This window comes from Paraburkholderia sp. A3BS-1L (assembly GCF_051125215.1).
Taxonomy (GTDB): Bacteria; Pseudomonadota; Gammaproteobacteria; order Burkholderiales; family Burkholderiaceae; genus Paraburkholderia.
In genome coordinates, this window is sequence record NZ_CP120446.1 from 637056 (window position 1) to 654477 (window position 17422).

Sequence of the window (17422 nt, forward strand, 5' to 3'; positions counted from 1 at the left end):
CCTCCTTCTACGAACTGTATGTTCAGCGAACACTCGGGTTCAGGGAGACAGTATGAGCAAGCGGTGGGAACGTCGGCCGGAAGGGTCGAACTGGGGTGATTTCGGCGACGAAGATCAGATCGGCAGGCTGAATCTTCTTACACCAGATAAGGTCAGACAGGGCCTTGCGGAGGCACAAGAAGGCCTCACGTTTTGCTTGAGCCTGCCGCTCGACTACCCCGGGGGCGATGTCGCCAATCCCCGGCGACACCCGCCCCGGCTGTTCGGCGCGATGCATGGCGGCCAGTGCTTTCACAACCACGCGCGACTTGTGCCGGGCACTGGGCGTCGGTCGGTCGTCTGCGACGACGCCGTGCTCCTCTCCACCCAATACTCGACCCAATGGGACAGCCTTGCACATGTTGGCGCCGAGTTTGACGCGGACGGTGACGGCGTCGCCGAGGTCGTCTACTACAACGGATGGCGCGGCGGTGAACATATTGTGACGCCACCGCCGCGAGAGGAGGTCGAGGAATGGGCGCGTCATGAAGGCGTCAGCGCTGGACCGCTAGGCATCGACACGATGGCTGCGACATGCGTGCAAGGGCGCGGCGTAATGGTCGACTTGTTCGAGCGATTCGGCCGTGAACACCACCGCGTCGGCTATGACGAACTCATGCGGATTTTTGAGGACGATGGGGTGGAAGTCGAACCCGGAGACATGCTGTGTTTGTGCACGGGTTTTGACGAGTTGCTGCTCGAGATGAACCGAGCACCGGACCCCTGGCGATTGCACAACAGCTGCGCGGGGCTCGATGGATCCGACTCCCGACTGCTGCAATGGATCACGGACTCCGGTGTCGCCGCCCTCATTTCGGACAATCGTGCTGTTGAGATTCTTCCACCGCCACCGGGCGCTGCGAGCACCATCCACGAACATTGTTTGTTCAAGTTGGGAGTGCCGCTCGGAGAGCAATGGTTACTCTCGCCGCTGAATCGGTGGCTGCGTGAGCATGGCCGCAGCAGGTTCCTGCTTACAGCCCCGCCGCTGCGGCTGCCAGGGGCAGCTGGCTCACCGGTCACACCAGTCGCAACAGTTTAGAAGCCTACGAGCGCACCCGCGGACCGTTCTCTGCAATCGGCCGGCAGGATTTCAGCGCGCACCGAAAACTGAACCGGTCGAGCTGGGAACATCTCTCCGGCTGAGTACCATAGTTGTGAAAGTGGAGCATGTATGGCTACGTCCCAAACGCCAACACCGCACCTGACGCTGCACGTCTTCGAGCAGGACGGGGGATGGCATTGGGGAATTGCAATTCCGCGTGTCACAGGCAGCGGTTCGAAGGTTCTCGCATACAGCAAAGTCACGTTCGCTCAGGAAGTTGATGCGCGTAACGAGGGCAATCGTGCACTCGACGGTCTCGCTCAAAATCTGGCTGTCCAGTGCAGGTCGTGAAAAACAAGCTTCGCAGATCGAGGCACACCAACCATTCACCCAATGCAATGCAGGGAGAAGGTCAGGTCTTTCTTGCTTCACGTGTCTCCTGAAGAGACCATGGGATGAGCATGAACACCGAAACAAGATCATTACGTATGCTCGTTGAGAGATGGCTCGCGCCAACCACAGCGACACCGCTACGAGTTACTCGATTCGGACGCACAGCAAACGGTGTGCGATTCGTCGAGGTGCACCGACCATCGAATGCCTTGACGATTGCCCGCGAAAACGGTGGTTGGTGCGTATTTCCACCGAGGACTGGCCCGCTAGGTAATGCGAGAATCCGACTTCGAAGTGTCGCGCCCACACAGCATAGAACTCTCTGACCTGCTGCCATTCCGCTCATGCACGATTTGTCGAGCGCCTCACAAAAGCTATCGGCGTGCCGATTTAGAAGTTGATTTGCGGCATGTGCGCCAACAAACCTTCGATGTTGTGACTACAGTCGCTGCCCGTCGCAATGCCGGTAGCGCTTCGAGTCGAGGCATTGGAACGCCTCAGTCATTTTCTCCATGAGACCGGCACCGATTTTCGCATCGAAGTGCTGTTCTCACGGACGAAGCACTATTTGGATTCTATCAGGGGTGACTGGGCGCCTGACGGCACCGAGCGGCCGTTCCGCGTTGATTAGCTGCCCTTCGAGCTGCGAGGGTTCGAGCGACAGCAATGGGTCGATATGACCCATTCGCTTTCGCACCGAACCGAGGCGCGTTCGTTGATCTCCGACGCTGCAGACATGCCGCGTACCGCCCGGCGATTTAGTCTCGCTCCATTTGACATTACAGGAGGACTGTCAGCATTCCCGCCGACTCATCGCGGCCGCCATATCGCCGCCGGTCTAATCGCGGTAGCGATACCCATTACTGTGCACCCTCCGCACCGATCGCGGCGTGCGATTCGTTCTCAGCGGGAGCGGCGGCACAGCAATGCGGCTGCTGCCCGACCCGGTGTGCGAGCTGCGCGAGCGGCGCGGACTGAAGGTCTGGCTCGTCTTTAAAGTTAGATGCCCAACAACCTAATCCGACGGTCATAGTTCATCCGGGTGAGTACCTTTCTCATTGCCTTCACCTCTCTCTCGCCGATCTTTCGAATATCCAGCTCATAATTCCGAAGACTGGTTGTCAAACGCACTACGGCCGATTTTCTGTCAAGGTGCAGTGCTTCCAGCAATTCCTCATCGTCTTCCACGTACCGTTCAAACGAAACGCTCACTCCTCGCTCCCAATCGCCCAGCAGGTGTTCGTATTTCGGCGTGCGCAGAAGGGTGAGACTTTCGACCTCGGTTGGATCCGCTGGGTCGATGACCGCAAAGGATACGATCAAGTCATCCCCGTTCTCGGTCGAGATAAACGCGACGGTTTCCATCATCTCCGGTCCATGATTTCGGCAGTCACAACGCACAGTCTTCGCGCCGCGACGCCGCCTTAGCGACGAGAAGGAGGTCAAGTCCGAGCAACGATAGCATGGGTGCATGAAGGCGGGCGGCGGTCTGACTCAAGCGATCCGGCTTCCTTCAGTTCTGACATCCGCAGCAAGGCTGCCTGTCGCTAGCAGAAACACTACAACATCGTGACGGCAATCGTTTTTGCAGAGCACTGGGATGGCTTATCAGTGCCCAGAGAAGAAATGGTATCGTCCGCCGGTTTTGACGCCCGGCCCGCGCCCGGTCACGATGGCGCAGACTGAGAAGACACCCGCAGCGACCACCACGTGGCAATTGACATGGCCTATGGCTGGATTCCCTCGCAAACAATCTTTGACGCTGGCCGTGAATTTCGTAGTCCTTAATCGAGCGAGCTACGATCTTTTTCGAGGCCGGCCCGCAAACGTGCAAGGGGATGGGCATTTCCGACGGCATGCGGCGTCTGTCAGCGGGCATCGAGGATATCGGCGACCTGATCGCCGACTTCTCGCAGGCGCGGCAGTTGGCGGCTTGGCATTCGTATTTTTGAGATTGCGAACGAGACTGGCGCGCTGGCCTCGCTTGTCCTGCTCCCGGCAGCGCCGTCGCCGACACACGTAACGGCCAGTGCGTGTACTGGACGTGTCGCTCAGAGGTCACCCTCGCCGATCTCGACAACGAATGGTGTGGCCAAGTCGACCGGACCCGAAGGTTGGTAGTGAACGCCACGCTCCTGCACGATTTCGCGGATGCGCGACGCAATCCTCGCCTGCGTCGGCGGGTTGCTCCTTTCATGGCGATCGATGGCCGCCGGATCGATGACGATGACAAAGGGCGTGTTGCGTCCCGGTGCGTCATCCGGCCCGACCACCTACCATTCGACAACGACATGGTTCGATATGCTCCTTTCAACGAATTCAACGTCAGACGGGAATTCCTCCTGGAGCACGAGCCTGATCCATTCGGACTCGCGGGACATGGTGATCTCCGCGATCGGATTCCGGAAATCCTAGGGGCCACGACAAGCATCTGGACGGACGTTCGAACCCGCATCGTTGCCGCGAGCGGCTCACACGGTCCGACGTCTCAGTGAGTTCGCGCGAGCGTACGAAGGAGGATGTGCCCGTTCTCCGTCATGCGAGGCCGCACGACACCGCCCGCAAGCTGCTCCATCGCAACCAGTTGACGTTCGAGCAGTGCGTCAAGTTCGTCGCGGTCGGCAATCTGGTCGGCGGAGTCCTTGACCAGCATCAATGTCGCAAATTCGTGGGGACTGAGCATACCTGCCTCCTGGAAGAATGAGTAGGTGCTGCATCGGATTGCATCGGCCACCGGGCTGCAAGCGGTGCCCGCCCGGCCATGTGCCTGCTTTCTGCAGCGCATTACCGGTCGCGTGTCTGGCTGCGGTATGCAGCGAGGGAGCCCATGGTAAAAGGCTGTTCGGGAGCACGGCAATTCGGGGTGTCCCGCATATTGGGAGATTTTGGCCGTCGGGCACTGCGAGGGACGCGGCAGTGACGAAACGCGTCATAGAAGCGAGCCGGTGAGCCAGGGGCTCTTTCCAGCCATCTACGGCCGAACCGCTTCGGCAATTGGCGACACAAAAATGCGCGTCGAGGCCAACCATCGTACACGCGAACAGCTACTTGCAGGCATGCGTGCCCCGAGTTAGATCTCCCACCCTTCACTTGCATTGTCAGGCTCAGCCTGGGGGACGCAGCGCAAGCTCAGCGGCAAGAAAGAGGCGCTGTTGATCGCCACCGCCTGCGACAGAGGTACTAGACTGGAAGTCCGTCGGCGCCACGCGCGCGGCGACCCGGCACTGAACTGCGCTCACGCATCAACGGAACGAAACGATGAACAAAGCAAGCACGGGCAAGGACGAACGCAAGATCTCCGAGACGATTCTGGACTTCGGTGAGCCGCTTCTGTCCGAGGCCATTACGGAAGATACGCCGATTGCTGTGGTGCGCGAGATATACAAGCTGGTGGTACTTGTCTGGAACGCGCACGTCGCAGCCACCGCCCGCTGGGGAGACCCCGGTTATCTGCAGATGCTGCAGCAGATGGCCGCCTCGCCGCAGATGCCATCGCAAGAGCGTGTCTGGATCGGCAAGCTCTCGCACCGATGGCGGGAGAAGTTCTCCGACGCCAAATACTGCGTTGGAGAATGGCACGTCAAGATCAGGGATGACGATACCCTGAGCTTTTTCTGCGACGCCCGGGAAGCGCCGCGACGGTAGTCCGTCTTCGCGCGCACTGTTCTCTCCACAGTGGCGACGTCGCCGCCTGCCACGCTCCCCGACGGAACTGTAGTTTGCCCAGTGGTTCGGCAATTGGCTCAGTTCGACATTGGCGGCAACACTGACGCATCAAATGCCAACATCGCCAGATCTATAATGAAAAAATTCAGGATATCAACGATCGCATGGAGCCGTACTTTATGAGTCAAGCCCGCGGGCGATATGCGGGATCCCGCGACAGCGGCCAACGCCAGGCTCGCCAGGAAAAGAAGTCTCAGCCCAACCGGCCGAGACAACCGTATGTGAAGGCGCCTGCTCAGGACTCCACCCAGACCGCCTCCATTTTCAAGACACGATCGTTCCAGTTTCTCGTCGATACGGTAGGCGCCGAGAATATCGCCATCGCGCTTGAATCCAGCATGACGCGCGTGGCCGAGTTGCTGAAGGGCGAAAGATTCACACCCGAGACGGCCTTTCACATGGAAACCACGCTCGGGTTGCCACAAGGTTTTTTTGACCAGCCCAATCCTGGGCTCGCAGCCGAGACTATCGCCCGGCTGAAGTCACCACTCGACTTCATTCAACCCGACGACGAACCAGACGCAGAGTCCGAAGCACTCAAGCCGGCTTCCGTCCTGACCGTCGACCCGCAACCCTCTCTTGAAGACAGTTTGTCCGAGGAAGCACAAATGCCCAGGAAAGCAACCAGCGGTACGCCCAGGGCCGTCAAGACCAGTCCGGGCGAAACGGCTGGACAACCCGAAGCCCGTACGCCGCGAAAAGGTGCGCGTTCGAAATTCAGGACATCTCCTGAAACGGCCCAGCAGCAGTCGCTGGCACTGAACGACGGCGCCGACGTAGAAAACATCCGTCGCGCCAACCTCCACGTACTCACGAGTCGCAACGGCTCGAAAGCGAGACTTGGTGTGGTCATGGAGATGAGTGGATCCAACATGGCCCACCGGCTACATGGCAAGAAGCGCATGGACACTGTCGAAGCAAACCGGTTCACGGAACGGCTTGGCTTGCCAGCTGGCTGGCTGGACACCCCGCGCTCCGAAGCCGATATTCCGGCGTCGGTGTCGCAGATGCTTGCGCCTGCTTCGCGCGGACGCGCATCCGCTCAACTACACGAACCAGTTGCTCCCGCAACAAAATATGACATGCCAGCGAAGGCCGCCGGTGCGAAGGCGCGTGGACGGCGCGCGTGGGCTGCCGATCCAGAGAGCCCTTCACCTGTTTCGGCGGATGTCGCACGAGAGCAAGAGGCGATCGTTGTCGGCCCGCAAGATCACGCAAATGGTTTTCCCGTCGACGTCACCGGTCACCTGCCTGAAGAAAGCGATGACGGTGCCGCGGCAGCGACACCGGCAACCCCAGAGTCGTTCGCCGCGTCCTCAGTCCCGCAGCGAAACTCGGCGGCAGCGCTCCCCTTCGCTTCCCTGACGAGCCTGGACAATCTTCACGGTATTGAGCCGATAGCGGAAGCGTTGCTCAAGACGCTGGCAGGCAAGGCACGCACGGGTCGCCTGGACGAACTGAAAGCGCTGGAACTGCTGCAGCAGGCGATCCTGCTATAAGCCGGTATAGCGTACCAGGCTCCCCGCGCCATGCCGCACAAAGCGCATCGAGGTGACCGGGTCCCGCTACGCAAAAAAGGTGCGCTGTGTCAGGTCGACTTGCCACCGACCTGCATCGCCGGACTAACCGGAGAGGGTAATCATCTGACGCTGCCGGCGATGGCGGAGCCTGGATTTTCTCGCGGGTTTTTCCTGGACATACTAAACAGCGTGTGCCACGATATTCGCGGCGCGGAGTTCGCCTGCCGTTCAATGGAGTTTGGACATGTGACGGCGGCGGGCAGTTGCCAGAAGCGGGTTCTCGTCGGCTTCGGCGTCGCCCTTTGGCGCACCGCCATCCGCAATGACGACGTGGACGTCCTGCTCGAAGGCATCTTCCAGACAGCTACGCGCGCGTGCAACGCATTCATCGGCCGGCGCATCGCCCGCACTCGCGGCGGCCTGAGCAGTTGCTTTAGCGGCCAGGCCAAATGCGGCGACGATCTCTTCCCACGTCAGTCCGGTCGTCATCGCCTCCTGCACGAGCTTGCCCGCGACAGCACCAATCTTCGCCCTTAGTTCATCGTTCATCTGCTTTAGCTCCCGCAATCCTTGCGCCGCGCACTTGCGGCATCACGCGCCCTGTTTCCGCTGGTCAGGCGGATGCGTCACGGGCGGCTACGGCTACCAGGACGGTTATTCTAGCGTTTGCTCAACGCTCGCCGATTCCATTCTTCCGATGCCCGCTGAACAGGGAGTCGCTCCCGCGTAGCATTTGTGGAAGGACATCGCGAACGATACGGCCCGCGACGCCATTTGACGGGCCGAAGCTCGTTTCAAGGTGAATCAGCCGATCTTTCCCGCGTGCCTTCAAGGCGCTCGACCGATCCGGTTTAGCGCCTGCCATCCTGAACGCCAGGTCGCTGACAGACTCCGGCTCCGTCTGCGCAAACAGCGCGAGGAAGGCACAGTTGTTTTCGTCCTGGTCCGGACAACAACGCCCCGCTGCCTGCTCCGACTTTCCAGTGGTTCCTGGGAAGTGCCGCCAATGCAGGAAAGCGAGGCCGCCGTCAGGCGCTTGCCGGAGTCGCGGCGCGCGGACAGTTAGTCGCGTTTATAGGCGGTTTCGCAACAAGGCAACATCGAGGCATCGGAAGGCGACCACACAGAAAATGCGACGACCCGCGAGACAGGGACAAATTTTGACGGGTGCTCTTGCGCTGCGGTGAAGCGTCCCAATATGCGAACCCGAAATCCATTCGCCAGCTGTCGAACATGTCAAACAAGAACTACCGTTCCCCGCGTCGTCCGTCTGCCAGTGCGCGTGCAAAATCGCTCTTTCTGCCCATGCCCCGCAAGGAATCCTCGGATCTTGCGCTGCGTGCACGGATTGCGCTCGAGCGTCTGCGCAATGGAGAAGCGGACCGCTCGCTGGTCAATCTCCTGTCGCAGATCATCATCATCACGAGCTTCATCACCCGGGCCGGGCACGGGCAGCTCGATATCGCGGACATCGAACGCGTTGAACGTGGCCTCGGAGAGGTGCTCAATCAGGCAGACCACACTGGCGTCTGGAATGTGCCTGAATCGTTGACTGACGGTCTCACCGCCGTTGTCAATGAATACGACCGCGCGCTCAGCGTGACCCGAATGGAGATCGTAGTGAGGGCGAGTGATTACCTCGGAAAGCTGGTGGATAGGGTCGCGCATGACACCCGCACCAACGACAGTCATCTCCAGGTTGCACAATAACGTCGTCAACGCGCCCCGTCGCGCATTCCCACATCAGTCTGCTCATGCGCATTAAAGGCTGTGGGTGAACAAGGACGGGCGGACGTGAGAGAGGCTCACGCGAACGTCATACGGTTATTCTGGCATCGGATGGTAACCGGCCCCCATAGACGGGCACCAAAACGCCGGGCTTGCATCACAGGGAAATGGAGTCGCGGGCGGTACAGCCTGCGATGGTCGGCAAAAGCGCGCAAGCGCTCACAACAGAACAACGACAGGTGTATCGCGCGCCACACTGAGTCCATAACCCCGCATAGCCCTGTGCACATTGCATGCGCTCCCGGCAACCACATCTCCGAAAGATAACAGCATGGACATCCGCGTTGCGTACGAACATAGTCTCGCCACGGCGCCGGAGGAATTCATCGTTCAGGTGCCTTCGCAGCTCGTGACCGATATCCCCGCGAACGTGCCGCGCGCGCTGCTGCCGGAGTTCATCGCGAACCTGATCGTCGAACGCTCACCGGCAATCGGAAAGATTCGCAATCTCAGAATTCTCTAGCGGGCCTTTTTCAGCGGTGATGCCTGGGTGTCGACAGGCATTGTGCCCAGCCTCCTGAAAACTCAGAAGAGGCTCTGTTGCCGGATATCGCGCGCGGGAGGCAATGACGGTTTCTGGCGTCGCGCGCCCGTGCGCCGGCGAATGACACGGCGTACATGGGCGATCAGCTCGAAGCTTCCGTTCGCAAAACTGAGCGTGAGCCTGAACTGCGTCAGCCCATCCGGTCCGATACCGGGCTGCACCCGCAGCGATGCACGCATGTCCAGGCGACGGGCGCGGTCCACGAGCTGCGCGCGGCTCATGCCATTCCAGGCGGCCGCGATCAGCCGGCTAACTGTCGAAGGAACCAACTCCGGTGGACAGTCAACTGGCAACGCGAGAGATACGAGCGCGAAACGGTAAGCCATTGGGTTGACGGCGCGGCGCTGTGTCCGCACCTCCTCACGTACAAACATGGCGCGCCGCTCTCATTAAGGCGACGCGCGAAGGGACCTGAGTAATCAGTCGTAGCGGGCCGCGAATGCGGCGTGGCCAGCCTGTCGCTCCGCCAGCTACGACTGGATCGCCCGTTAGCGGTTACGCTGCTGCGACTTCAGGCGCGGCAGCAACCTCAACTGCGGCCGGAGCCTTTCTGGCTGCAACCTTGCGCGGCGCCGAGGCCTTTTTCACGGGTGCTGCGGCCTTGCGCCCACGCACACCCTTTGCCGGAGCCGCTGCTGCACGGCCAGCCTTTTTCGTTGCGACCGCCGTCTTCGCCGCCTTTTTAGCCACGACACGTTTTGCGCCCGCCTTCTTCGCAGGCGCTGCCTTGGCGCCGGCAGTCTTCGCCGTTGCCCCAGCTTCAATCAGGAATTTCGAACGGTCCTTGACGTCGCGAATCCAGAGCGGCGCGAGACCACGGCCCGACCACGTCGCACCCGTTTTCGGATCCGCGTATTTCGGCGCCACGTGATGCACGGCCGCACGCGGGGCTTTTGCTGCCGCCTTTGCCAGCGTCGTCCCAGGTTTGCGACCGCGGCGCTTTGCAACAAAGCCTTCGATGTCAGCGACAGTCAGGCCGTGTTTTTGCATCAGGTCACGGATTTTCGTCAGCCCAACCGACGTCTGTTTTTCAGCGATCGTGGCCGCCTGTTTTTGCAGCTTGGCAATTTTCAAGTTGATTGCGTCCAAAGTAGCCATATTCCAATCCTCCCTGTGAGTTTTTCGACCAGGCGATCCTGAAACTTCCCTGGCTTGTTTGCCAGGCACTTCGAAGTTTGGTCTGCCCGGCAGAGCTGACGCCATCGTCAATGGCGGTGATTATGACTTTATCAGTACGCTCGTGCAAACTGAATGCCCAGCGCCCCAGCAGTTCCAGTGTTACTGGACGTTAAAACCTGAGTTTGATTCTCCATTTCCCAGACACGTACCCCGCGTTTCGTCGCTCGCGTGACCGATACTCTATTCCGTACACGAACTCATGAGTGAAACACAAGATTACAAACTGTGCGGGAGCTAACCAGGCAGCACCGTCCGGTTGATTTATACTGTCTGAAAAGAAAGCGACCGCCAGTCGCTGCGTTTTCGTGTGCTGTTCCCAACAGAGCGCCGTTCGAGAATACCCCACCCACTTCGCTACCGCAGCATGGCCTGCTAGAGTCGGGTGTTATCCTGGCGGCACGCAGTTTGCAATTACCTGCCCAACAACAGGTTGTTGTACGGAGAATACCGAATGGATGAAAGAAAGCGCGATAGCATCGTGGCCTATCTGCGCAGACGGATGGCGGAATTTGGAATCAGTCCGGAAGACATCGCGACTTCACTTGCGGCAGATCAGGCGCGTTTGCGGGCGGTGCGTTTTCGCGACGCTTCCGGTAATACATGGGATGGCAAGGGCGCTGCGCCGCAATGGATTGTTCAGGCAACCAGCGCCGGGCAGTCTCTTGAGCATTTCGCCATTGATGGAACGCCGAACCGGCACGCAGACAAGGGCACTGGCGCCGACTGGCGCAATGACCCGTTTGCTGGCACCAGACTGGCCACAATCAGGACAGAGGGCATTCCCGCCGCCTGAGGTGATGATCAAGGGTCAGCCAGGATCTGAAGCCAGACCGCCGCTTCCTTGCGCCAGGATCGTGGACGTGCGCGAGTTGCGACTCGATGCCGATCAGGAATAGTGCTTCCACCATGGGGCAAAAAGCCACGTAGTACGCGACGCGCGCGAGCTGGCCAATGACTGGAAATACACCGACTGGAGCGCGCCTGACGAGCCAATGCGACGGGATCATGGCGAGGGGCAAGACTTCTGGCGCCCCGTCCTTCGCTGGATGGCTGTGGTGCAAACAGCGACCAACGAATCGGTTAGAGTGGCGGGCTGACCAATTTGAGGCCCCGCGATGAGCAAACTGAAGAATCCGGACGGGCTGTTCGCGGGCCGCCACTTTGACCGCGACGTGATCATTCTTTGTGTGCGCTGGTATCTGCGCTACAAACTCAGCCTGCGCGATCTCGTCGAGATGATGGCTGAGCGAGGGTTGTCGCTTGCGCACACGACGATCCTGCGTTGGGTGCGTCGCTATACGCCCGAGTTCGTCAAGCGCTGGAACCAATTTGCCACGCCTGCTGGACGGTCGTGGCGGGTTGACGAGACATACCTGAAGATCCGGGGCAAATGGGTTTATCTATATCGGGCGGTGGATCGGGAAGGCCAGACGGTAGACTTCATGCTCAGGGCAAAGCGCGATGTGTCTGCGGCAAAGGCGTTTCTCAGCAAGGCGATCAAACATCAGGGCCGGCCGCCCGAGACGGTCACGCTTGATGGGTATGCTGCCTCGCACAGGGCCGTACGTGAGATGAAGAGCGATGGTCCGCTTCCCGAGGACACGAAGGTGCGCTCTTCGAAGTACCTCAATAACGTGATCGAACAGGACCATCGAAACATCAAGTCCAGAACAAATGTGATGCTCGGCTTCAAGCAATTCAGAAATGCCGCGACCACGATTTCAGGTATCGAGTTGATGCATCGCATCCGCAAGGGGCAGTTCGACCTATCCGCTCTCGCGCTTGAGGACATCACTGCTTCCTCTGTCTGGAGCGCTGTCCTTTTCAATCGATAAGGTATCCATATTTATAAGAGACATCGCGGACTCGCCATCTATTTGCACCAGATCCGGCGGCCGCGTCTATATCGAGACAATCCGCAACATCGCCCCAGGCGAGGAACTGTTCATCGACTACGCGCTCGAAGTCGCGCCTGAAATGGCAGGCGAAGCCAACAAGGAATACGCCTGTCGCTGCCGCACCAAGCGTTGCCGTGGGACCATGCTCAACCTAATCTGACCTCCGCTGTGTGCGTCGAATGCAGCTATCGGCGCCGCTGGGCGGGGGCTGGAGTCGGCCTCAAGCGGACTCACGTCACACGATTGCACGGACATTCGAGTGTCGGGATGGCGCTTAGCCCGAGCTTTGCCTTCTCAAATAGCTGGAACCCCTATCAGTGCTGGGTTTCGGCTATTTTTTGAGGCTATCGTGTACCCATGTAAATTAGTATTTTTATATTGCATTTAGCGGTTTTTGTGCTTGAATTAGTGTTCATGTACGTCGAACACGTTCCCAACCGCAATTCCCCACCCGCGATCCTGCTGCGTGAGTCGTATCGCGATGGCAACAAGGTGAAGAAGCGCACCCTCGCCAACCTCTCGGCGCTTCCCGCCGAGGTCATCGAGGGCTTGAAGGTCCTCTTGCGCGGGGGCGTCGCGGTGCCCTCGGCTGAAGAGGCCTTCGTGATCGAGCGCAGCCTGCCACACGGACACGTGGCCGCGGCGCTCGGCGCCGCGCGCGCCTGTGGCGCCGAGCAGTGGTTTGCATCGGCGCCTGCCGCGCTGCGCTCGGTGGTGATGGCACTGCTGGTGGCGCGGGTGGTCTCGCCGGCTTCCAAGCTCGCCACCCATCGCATGTTGCGCGACGAAACCGCCACCCATTCGCTGTCGCGGCTGCTCGGTCTGGGCGACGTTGACCTTGAGCAGATCTACGCCGCGCTCGACTGGCTCGGCGATGCCCAGGAAGGCATCGAGAAGCGGCTCGCCAGGAAACATCTGGCCGGCAACACGCTGGTGCTCTATGACCTCACCTCCACCTGGGTGACCGGACGCTGCTGCGAGCTCGCCGCCCACGGCTACAGCCGCGATGGCAAGCGCGACGATCCGCAGATCGTGTTCGGGCTGGTTTGCACTCCTGATGGATGTCCGGTGGCCGTCGAAGTCTTCGCGGGCAACACCGCCGATCCGGCTACCGTGGCCTCTCAGGTGGAGAAGCTCAAGACGCGCTTTGGCATCGGCAAGCTCGCCTGGGTGGGCGACCGGGGCATGCTCACGCAGGCGCGTATTGACACGGTATTGCGCCCGGCGGGCCTGGGCTGGGTGAGCAGCCTGCGCGCGCCGCAGGTGAGCGCGCTTGCCCAGGAGAAGGGGCCCTTCCAGCCGTCGCTGTTTGATGAGCGCAATCTGCTCGAGGTGACCAGTGAGTCGTTTCCCGGTGAGCGGCTCATCGTGTGCCGCAATCCGCTGCTGGCCGAGGAGCGCAGCCGCAAGCGCGAGGCGCTGCTGCAGGCCACTGAAGCCGAGTTGATGAAGATCGCCGCAGCGACCACGCGGGCCCGCAACCGCCTGAAGGGCGTGGAGACGATTGCCTTGCGCGTGGGCCGCGTCATCGACCACTACAAGATGGCCAAGCACTTCGATCTGAGCTTTACCGACGAGGGCTTCACGTGGACGCGCAAGTCCGAACAGATCCGGCAGGAAGCGTCGCTCGACGGTCTATATGTGGTGCGCACCAGCTTGCCCGAACAGGACCTGCCAGCCGAGGCGGCCGTATCGGCCTACAAGGGCCTGGCGGTCGTGGAGCGTGCGTTCCGTTCGCTCAAGACGGTCGACCTGCAGGTGCGCCCCATATTCCACTGGAACGCCCAGCGCGTGCGCGCTCACGTGTTTCTGTGCACGCTCGCCTACTACGTCGAATGGCACATGCGCGAGACCTTGAAGCCCATGCTGTTTGACGATGAATACATCGAGCTCGCGCGCGCCGCCCGAGCTTCGCCAGTCGCCAAGGCGCAACGCTCGGAGCAGGCGAAATCCAAGGACACCACCCGGCTGGGTGAGGACGGCTTGCCACTCCACAGCTTCCGCACGCTGCTCGATGATCTGGCCACGCTCGCCTACAACGTCTGCCACACACCTCTGAACCCTGAGGCGAAGATCGTGATGACCACGCGGCCCACACCTGTTCAGGAAAAGGCCTTCCGCCTGCTCAACATCAGCCCCGCGCGTACCCAGTAACCGACTCCGCCGGACACGCGCAACCGCGACAAATCAAAGACTTGCGCGCGCCGCGCGCTCAAAGTTCGGCTTAGCTGCGGCCCTTCCCGAGCTGCCGGTTCAACACGCACAGGCGTCAGACGGGAATGGCAAAGCCACGAATCCACGCTCCATCTCAGCGAAACTCCGATCGATGCAGCCCAAGAGATGGCGGCTGCGGCAACGCTCACCGCGAAATAGAGAGTGCGCGGTAACGCACAAACGCGGAGCTCGCGGGCTCGCAAATTGCTGGAATCTCAAAACACTGAGGACTTTGCGCAGTGTTTTCGTGGAGCGCTTCATGATCAGAGTCGGAATAGTGGAAGCACACGCGATCATGCGCGCTGAAATCCGGAACGCGCTTGAGGCCGCGGGCGACATCGAGGTTGCAGGCGAGGCTTCCGATGGAGACGGCGCATTGCAGCTTGTGCGCACCGAATCGCCTGCCGTGCTAACGCTGGGTCTTGTCATGCAGCGCACGAGCGAGACAGACCTTATCCGGGAAATCAGGCGCGCGGGTCAGTCGCCACGGATTGTCGTTGTTACGAGGTCTTCGATACCGAGCGTTGCCAGTCAATGTTTTGCGGCGGGCGCCTCGGGCTTTGTCGTCAAGACCGGCCCTGCGCACGAACTGCTTGCTGCTGTCCGAAGGGTCGCGTCAGGTGGCGTCTACGTGAACCTCACGGCATCTGCCGAGCCGATACTTGATGCGACGGCGGCTGGGAGTGGCTTACCACACGAGCGGCTGACGCACACGGAACTCCATATTCTCCTTCGCATCGCATGCGGCCAGACAGCGGCCGACATCGCAACCATTCTGGGCGTAAGCCCGAAGACCGTAAGCACCCATCGTGCGAATATCCTGAGGAAAATGGCACTCAGAAGCGATGGCGATCTGGTCCGTTACGCGACTGTCTACAAGCTTGTCCCCGACGACGATCCGGGAGCATAGGTAATTTACGCCGCCAGTCGTGGCCCTGATCGTCGCGAGTCGCAATGCGGCCATAGCTAGTCTCTCACATCGACCGCCATCATGACGTTCGGATGTACGCGGCAAGGCATGCGGTCATTCACCTTCCGCGAATCGCCGCAAATGCATCGAACTGCGTCTTGCACCTGTTGCTTCCGGCGGGTGCGTGCTGCGTGCGCGTCGTTCGCGAATGCCAGATCACTGGGCGCCCGCAATAGATAGTGGGCTGTCCGTGATGCTCATCCCCCAACGGTCCGCGAATTGAGGCAAGCAACGATCCGCCGTCCGGATGCCGATACGCACGGATAGGGTTTTTTGTTCGTCGAGATCTCCACGTGCACCAGACCTCGATCAAGCAGGGAACGGAAATCGACTCGATGGATGTCGGCCTGAGACGGCGTACTGGCAACAACCATGAGCGTGGCAATCTCGTGCGCGCTTAACATGACAGGTATCCGAATTAAATGCTGACTGTAGACCGAACACTGACCTGATCCAGAAGTATCCCGATTGGCCTTTGTCTGAAAATTGATCTGCATCAAACTGCGGGTAGCCTGTCACCCAACGCATCCCGATGCTCGATGACCTGCGAAGACGCGCGCGATGTGCACGCCACGGACATAACGGTTGAACGCCTGCCTGTCTCAGGCATTACCAGATGAGTCCGTCGTCAACTGTTCAATCGTGCTGCGCGGAATAGAAAGCCTGATTTCGAACCCGCGATCCGGCCGCGGGCCTATGACCGCGGTTCCCTGCAGGCGTCGTACGCGGTCGCGAATACTGGCGAGCCCCGAGGAGGGAGTCGCGCCAGCCGGCCGAGGATCGCCCGATGCAATCGGCGTACCGTCGTCCTGTATTGACAGGTCGCACATCGATGCAGTGCAGCGAAAATTGATGCGGACTTCAGTCGCGGCACCAGCATGCCGGGCGATATTGGTTAGGCCTTCCTGAACGATGCGAAACAGCGCGGTCGATGCAGCGTCGTTGAACGCGATCTCGCTGGCATCGCAGCGCAACTCGACCCGCAGATGCGAACGCTGCCGGAAGTCATCCACGAGCCACTCAAGTGCGGGCAGCAGGCCCAGATCGTCCAGTATCGCCGGGCGCAATCCCGCCGCCACTCGACGCACGGAGGCAATGGCGCGCTCGACCGCTTCGCGCAGAGCGTCTGGCACAGACGTCGCAGACGTTTCACCCCGGTCCCTGTATAGGCTGTTGAGCCCCATCTTGAGCACAGTCAATTGCTGGCCGAGATCATCATGGAGCTCCCGGGCAATCCGCCTTTTTTCTTCTTCGCGCGTCGCCTCGATGCGCGAAGCCAGCTCACTGGCATACTCGAGTTGCCTGAGCCGGTCACGTTCGGTCATGTCGCGGACGACTTTAGCGAAACCCACCAGTTCGCCCGCTGGCCCGTATATGGCGGTGATCACGACATTGGCCCAGAAGCGCGAACCGTCCTTGCGCAAGCGCCAGCCCTCGTCTTCCACCCTGCCATCTGTCGCGGCGATGGACAGTTCCCTTTCGGGTTTTCGGGCTGCAATATCTTCCATCGGATAGAAGCGTGAAATGTGCTGGCCGATGATCTCACCCGCCTCGAATCCCTTGAGGCGCGTCGCACCCGCATTCCAGCTCGTTATACGGCCCTGTGGATCAAGCATGACGACAGCGTCTTCGACGGCATCCATCAGCAGCCGCAACCGCTCTTCGCTTTGACGCAGTCTTTCTTCGTCGTTGCGACGCTCGGTCAGATCCCGGGTAACCTTTGCATACCCGATCACGGAACCGTCCCCGTCGTACAGCGCGTTAATGACGACATCGGCCCAGAAGCGGGACCCGTCTTTGCGGATGCGCCATCCTTCGTCTTCCCAGCGGGCGAGCTTCGAAGCGCGTGCGAGTTCCTCTGCTGGATAACCACGTTCGACGGCCTCGGGAGGATAGAACACCGAGAAGTGCCGTCCGATGATCTCATTGGCCCGATAGCCCTTGATGCGCTCGGCACCGGCATTCCAGCTGGCGACGTGTCCCTCGGGATCCAGCAGGAAGATCGCGTAGTCCTTGATCGCATCGACCAGCGACCGATAGCGCTCTTCAGCAGTAACGCGGGTTCTGTTGCAATAAGGCAATCGGCTATGATGTGCGGGACGACAG

The 17422-nt window shown here is 60.3% G+C and carries 17 protein-coding genes and 1 pseudogene; 11 read left to right on the plus strand and 7 right to left on the minus strand.

The window, feature by feature from the left end:
* Positions 1-52: 52 nt before the first annotated feature.
* Complete coding sequence (locus P5W99_RS38570) at positions 53-1081, plus strand: cyclase family protein (RefSeq protein WP_434667207.1); 1029 nt, start codon at positions 53-55, stop codon at positions 1079-1081.
* Between the two features lie 1395 nt (positions 1082-2476).
* On the opposite strand, the gene P5W99_RS38575 is transcribed toward P5W99_RS38570, so the two are convergent.
* Positions 2477-2845, minus strand: coding sequence for a hypothetical protein (locus P5W99_RS38575; protein ID WP_434667210.1), 369 nt, complete (start codon positions 2843-2845; stop codon positions 2477-2479).
* A gap of 431 nt (positions 2846-3276) precedes the next feature.
* On the opposite strand from P5W99_RS38575, the pseudogene P5W99_RS38580 reads away from it, so the two are divergent.
* Positions 3277-3429: pseudogene (locus tag P5W99_RS38580) on the plus strand (cystathionine gamma-synthase family protein); the annotation flags it as partial.
* A 99-nt stretch (positions 3430-3528) separates the two neighbouring features.
* Here P5W99_RS38580 and P5W99_RS38585 read toward each other — a convergent pair.
* Positions 3529-3750 carry a hypothetical protein gene (locus P5W99_RS38585; RefSeq protein ID WP_434667213.1) on the minus strand — a complete coding sequence of 74 codons (222 nt, stop codon included), beginning with the start codon at positions 3748-3750 and terminating at the stop codon, positions 3529-3531.
* A gap of 215 nt (positions 3751-3965) precedes the next feature.
* Positions 3966-4160: a hypothetical protein gene (locus tag P5W99_RS38590; protein WP_421028978.1), complete on the minus strand. Its 195-nt coding sequence runs from the start codon at positions 4158-4160 to the stop codon at positions 3966-3968.
* 575 nt (positions 4161-4735) lie between these two features.
* Between P5W99_RS38590 and P5W99_RS38595 the strand changes: the two genes are divergently transcribed.
* Together P5W99_RS38595 and P5W99_RS38600 are read left to right on the plus strand one after the other, a co-directional pair.
* The gene (locus P5W99_RS38595; RefSeq protein WP_434667216.1) at positions 4736-5122 is read left to right on the plus strand and encodes a hypothetical protein; all 387 of its coding nucleotides are present in this window, start codon (positions 4736-4738) and stop codon (positions 5120-5122) included.
* Between the two features lie 200 nt (positions 5123-5322).
* Positions 5323-6702, plus strand: coding sequence for a hypothetical protein (locus P5W99_RS38600; protein WP_434667218.1), 1380 nt, complete (start codon positions 5323-5325; stop codon positions 6700-6702).
* 249 nt (positions 6703-6951) lie between these two features.
* Here P5W99_RS38600 and P5W99_RS38605 read toward each other — a convergent pair whose 3' ends face one another.
* Positions 6952-7272, minus strand: coding sequence for a hypothetical protein (locus P5W99_RS38605; RefSeq protein ID WP_434667221.1), 321 nt, complete (start codon positions 7270-7272; stop codon positions 6952-6954).
* 684 nt (positions 7273-7956) lie between these two features.
* Between P5W99_RS38605 and P5W99_RS38610 the strand changes: the two genes are divergently transcribed.
* Together P5W99_RS38610 and P5W99_RS38615 are read left to right on the plus strand one after the other, a co-directional pair.
* Complete coding sequence (locus tag P5W99_RS38610; protein WP_434667223.1) at positions 7957-8433, plus strand: hypothetical protein; 477 nt, start codon at positions 7957-7959, stop codon at positions 8431-8433.
* Between the two features lie 349 nt (positions 8434-8782).
* Positions 8783-8974 carry a hypothetical protein gene (locus tag P5W99_RS38615; protein ID WP_321938441.1) on the plus strand — a complete coding sequence of 64 codons (192 nt, stop codon included), beginning with the start codon at positions 8783-8785 and terminating at the stop codon, positions 8972-8974.
* A 62-nt stretch (positions 8975-9036) separates the two neighbouring features.
* On the opposite strand, the gene P5W99_RS38620 is transcribed toward P5W99_RS38615, so the two are convergent.
* Both P5W99_RS38620 and P5W99_RS38625 read right to left on the minus strand, forming a co-directional pair.
* Positions 9037-9429 carry a hypothetical protein gene (locus P5W99_RS38620; RefSeq protein WP_434667226.1) on the minus strand — a complete coding sequence of 131 codons (393 nt, stop codon included), beginning with the start codon at positions 9427-9429 and terminating at the stop codon, positions 9037-9039.
* A gap of 121 nt (positions 9430-9550) precedes the next feature.
* On the minus strand, positions 9551-10153 hold the full coding sequence (locus P5W99_RS38625) for an H-NS histone family protein (protein ID WP_434667229.1): 603 nt from the start codon (positions 10151-10153) through the stop codon (positions 9551-9553).
* 532 nt (positions 10154-10685) lie between these two features.
* On the opposite strand from P5W99_RS38625, the gene P5W99_RS38630 reads away from it, so the two are divergent.
* From P5W99_RS38630 to P5W99_RS38650, 5 genes are all read left to right on the plus strand, one after another.
* On the plus strand, positions 10686-11027 hold the full coding sequence (locus P5W99_RS38630; RefSeq protein ID WP_434667232.1) for an H-NS family nucleoid-associated regulatory protein: 342 nt from the start codon (positions 10686-10688) through the stop codon (positions 11025-11027).
* Between the two features lie 322 nt (positions 11028-11349).
* A complete protein-coding gene (locus P5W99_RS38635) occupies positions 11350-12069 on the plus strand; it encodes an IS6 family transposase (protein ID WP_434667235.1) in 720 nt (239 codons plus the stop codon).
* Positions 12017-12292, plus strand: a complete 276-nt coding sequence (locus P5W99_RS38640) for an SET domain-containing protein-lysine N-methyltransferase (RefSeq protein WP_434667237.1) — start codon at positions 12017-12019, stop codon at positions 12290-12292. Before P5W99_RS38635 ends, P5W99_RS38640 begins: the two co-directional genes overlap by 53 nt.
* A gap of 254 nt (positions 12293-12546) precedes the next feature.
* Entirely contained in the window at positions 12547-14286 is a 1740-nt protein-coding gene (locus P5W99_RS38645) for an IS1634 family transposase (RefSeq protein ID WP_434661312.1), read from the plus strand.
* 319 nt (positions 14287-14605) lie between these two features.
* Positions 14606-15256 (plus strand): response regulator, encoded by a 651-nt coding sequence (locus P5W99_RS38650; RefSeq protein ID WP_434666710.1) that lies wholly within the window; start codon positions 14606-14608, stop codon positions 15254-15256.
* Between the two features lie 662 nt (positions 15257-15918).
* Here P5W99_RS38650 and P5W99_RS38655 read toward each other — a convergent pair.
* Entirely contained in the window at positions 15919-17397 is a 1479-nt protein-coding gene (locus P5W99_RS38655; protein WP_434667240.1) for a PAS domain-containing sensor histidine kinase, read from the minus strand.
* Positions 17398-17422 lie beyond the last annotated feature (25 nt).

Coding starts and splice junctions, on each gene's coding strand:
- P5W99_RS38570 (WP_434667207.1), top strand. CDS start 53: ATGAGCAAGCGGTGGGAACGTCGGCCGGAAGGGTCGAACTGGGGTGAT.
- P5W99_RS38575 (WP_434667210.1), bottom strand. CDS start 2,845: ATGATGGAAACCGTCGCGTTTATCTCGACCGAGAACGGGGATGACTTG.
- P5W99_RS38590 (WP_421028978.1), bottom strand. CDS start 4,160: ATGCTCAGTCCCCACGAATTTGCGACATTGATGCTGGTCAAGGACTCC.
- P5W99_RS38595 (WP_434667216.1), top strand. CDS start 4,736: ATGAACAAAGCAAGCACGGGCAAGGACGAACGCAAGATCTCCGAGACG.
- P5W99_RS38600 (WP_434667218.1), top strand. CDS start 5,323: ATGAGTCAAGCCCGCGGGCGATATGCGGGATCCCGCGACAGCGGCCAA.
- P5W99_RS38605 (WP_434667221.1), bottom strand. CDS start 7,272: ATGAACGATGAACTAAGGGCGAAGATTGGTGCTGTCGCGGGCAAGCTC.
- P5W99_RS38610 (WP_434667223.1), top strand. CDS start 7,957: ATGTCAAACAAGAACTACCGTTCCCCGCGTCGTCCGTCTGCCAGTGCG.
- P5W99_RS38615 (WP_321938441.1), top strand. CDS start 8,783: ATGGACATCCGCGTTGCGTACGAACATAGTCTCGCCACGGCGCCGGAG.
- P5W99_RS38620 (WP_434667226.1), bottom strand. CDS start 9,429: ATGTTTGTACGTGAGGAGGTGCGGACACAGCGCCGCGCCGTCAACCCA.
- P5W99_RS38625 (WP_434667229.1), bottom strand. CDS start 10,153: ATGGCTACTTTGGACGCAATCAACTTGAAAATTGCCAAGCTGCAAAAA.
- P5W99_RS38630 (WP_434667232.1), top strand. CDS start 10,686: ATGGATGAAAGAAAGCGCGATAGCATCGTGGCCTATCTGCGCAGACGG.
- P5W99_RS38635 (WP_434667235.1), top strand. CDS start 11,350: ATGAGCAAACTGAAGAATCCGGACGGGCTGTTCGCGGGCCGCCACTTT.
- P5W99_RS38645 (WP_434661312.1), top strand. CDS start 12,547: ATGTACGTCGAACACGTTCCCAACCGCAATTCCCCACCCGCGATCCTG.
- P5W99_RS38650 (WP_434666710.1), top strand. CDS start 14,606: ATGATCAGAGTCGGAATAGTGGAAGCACACGCGATCATGCGCGCTGAA.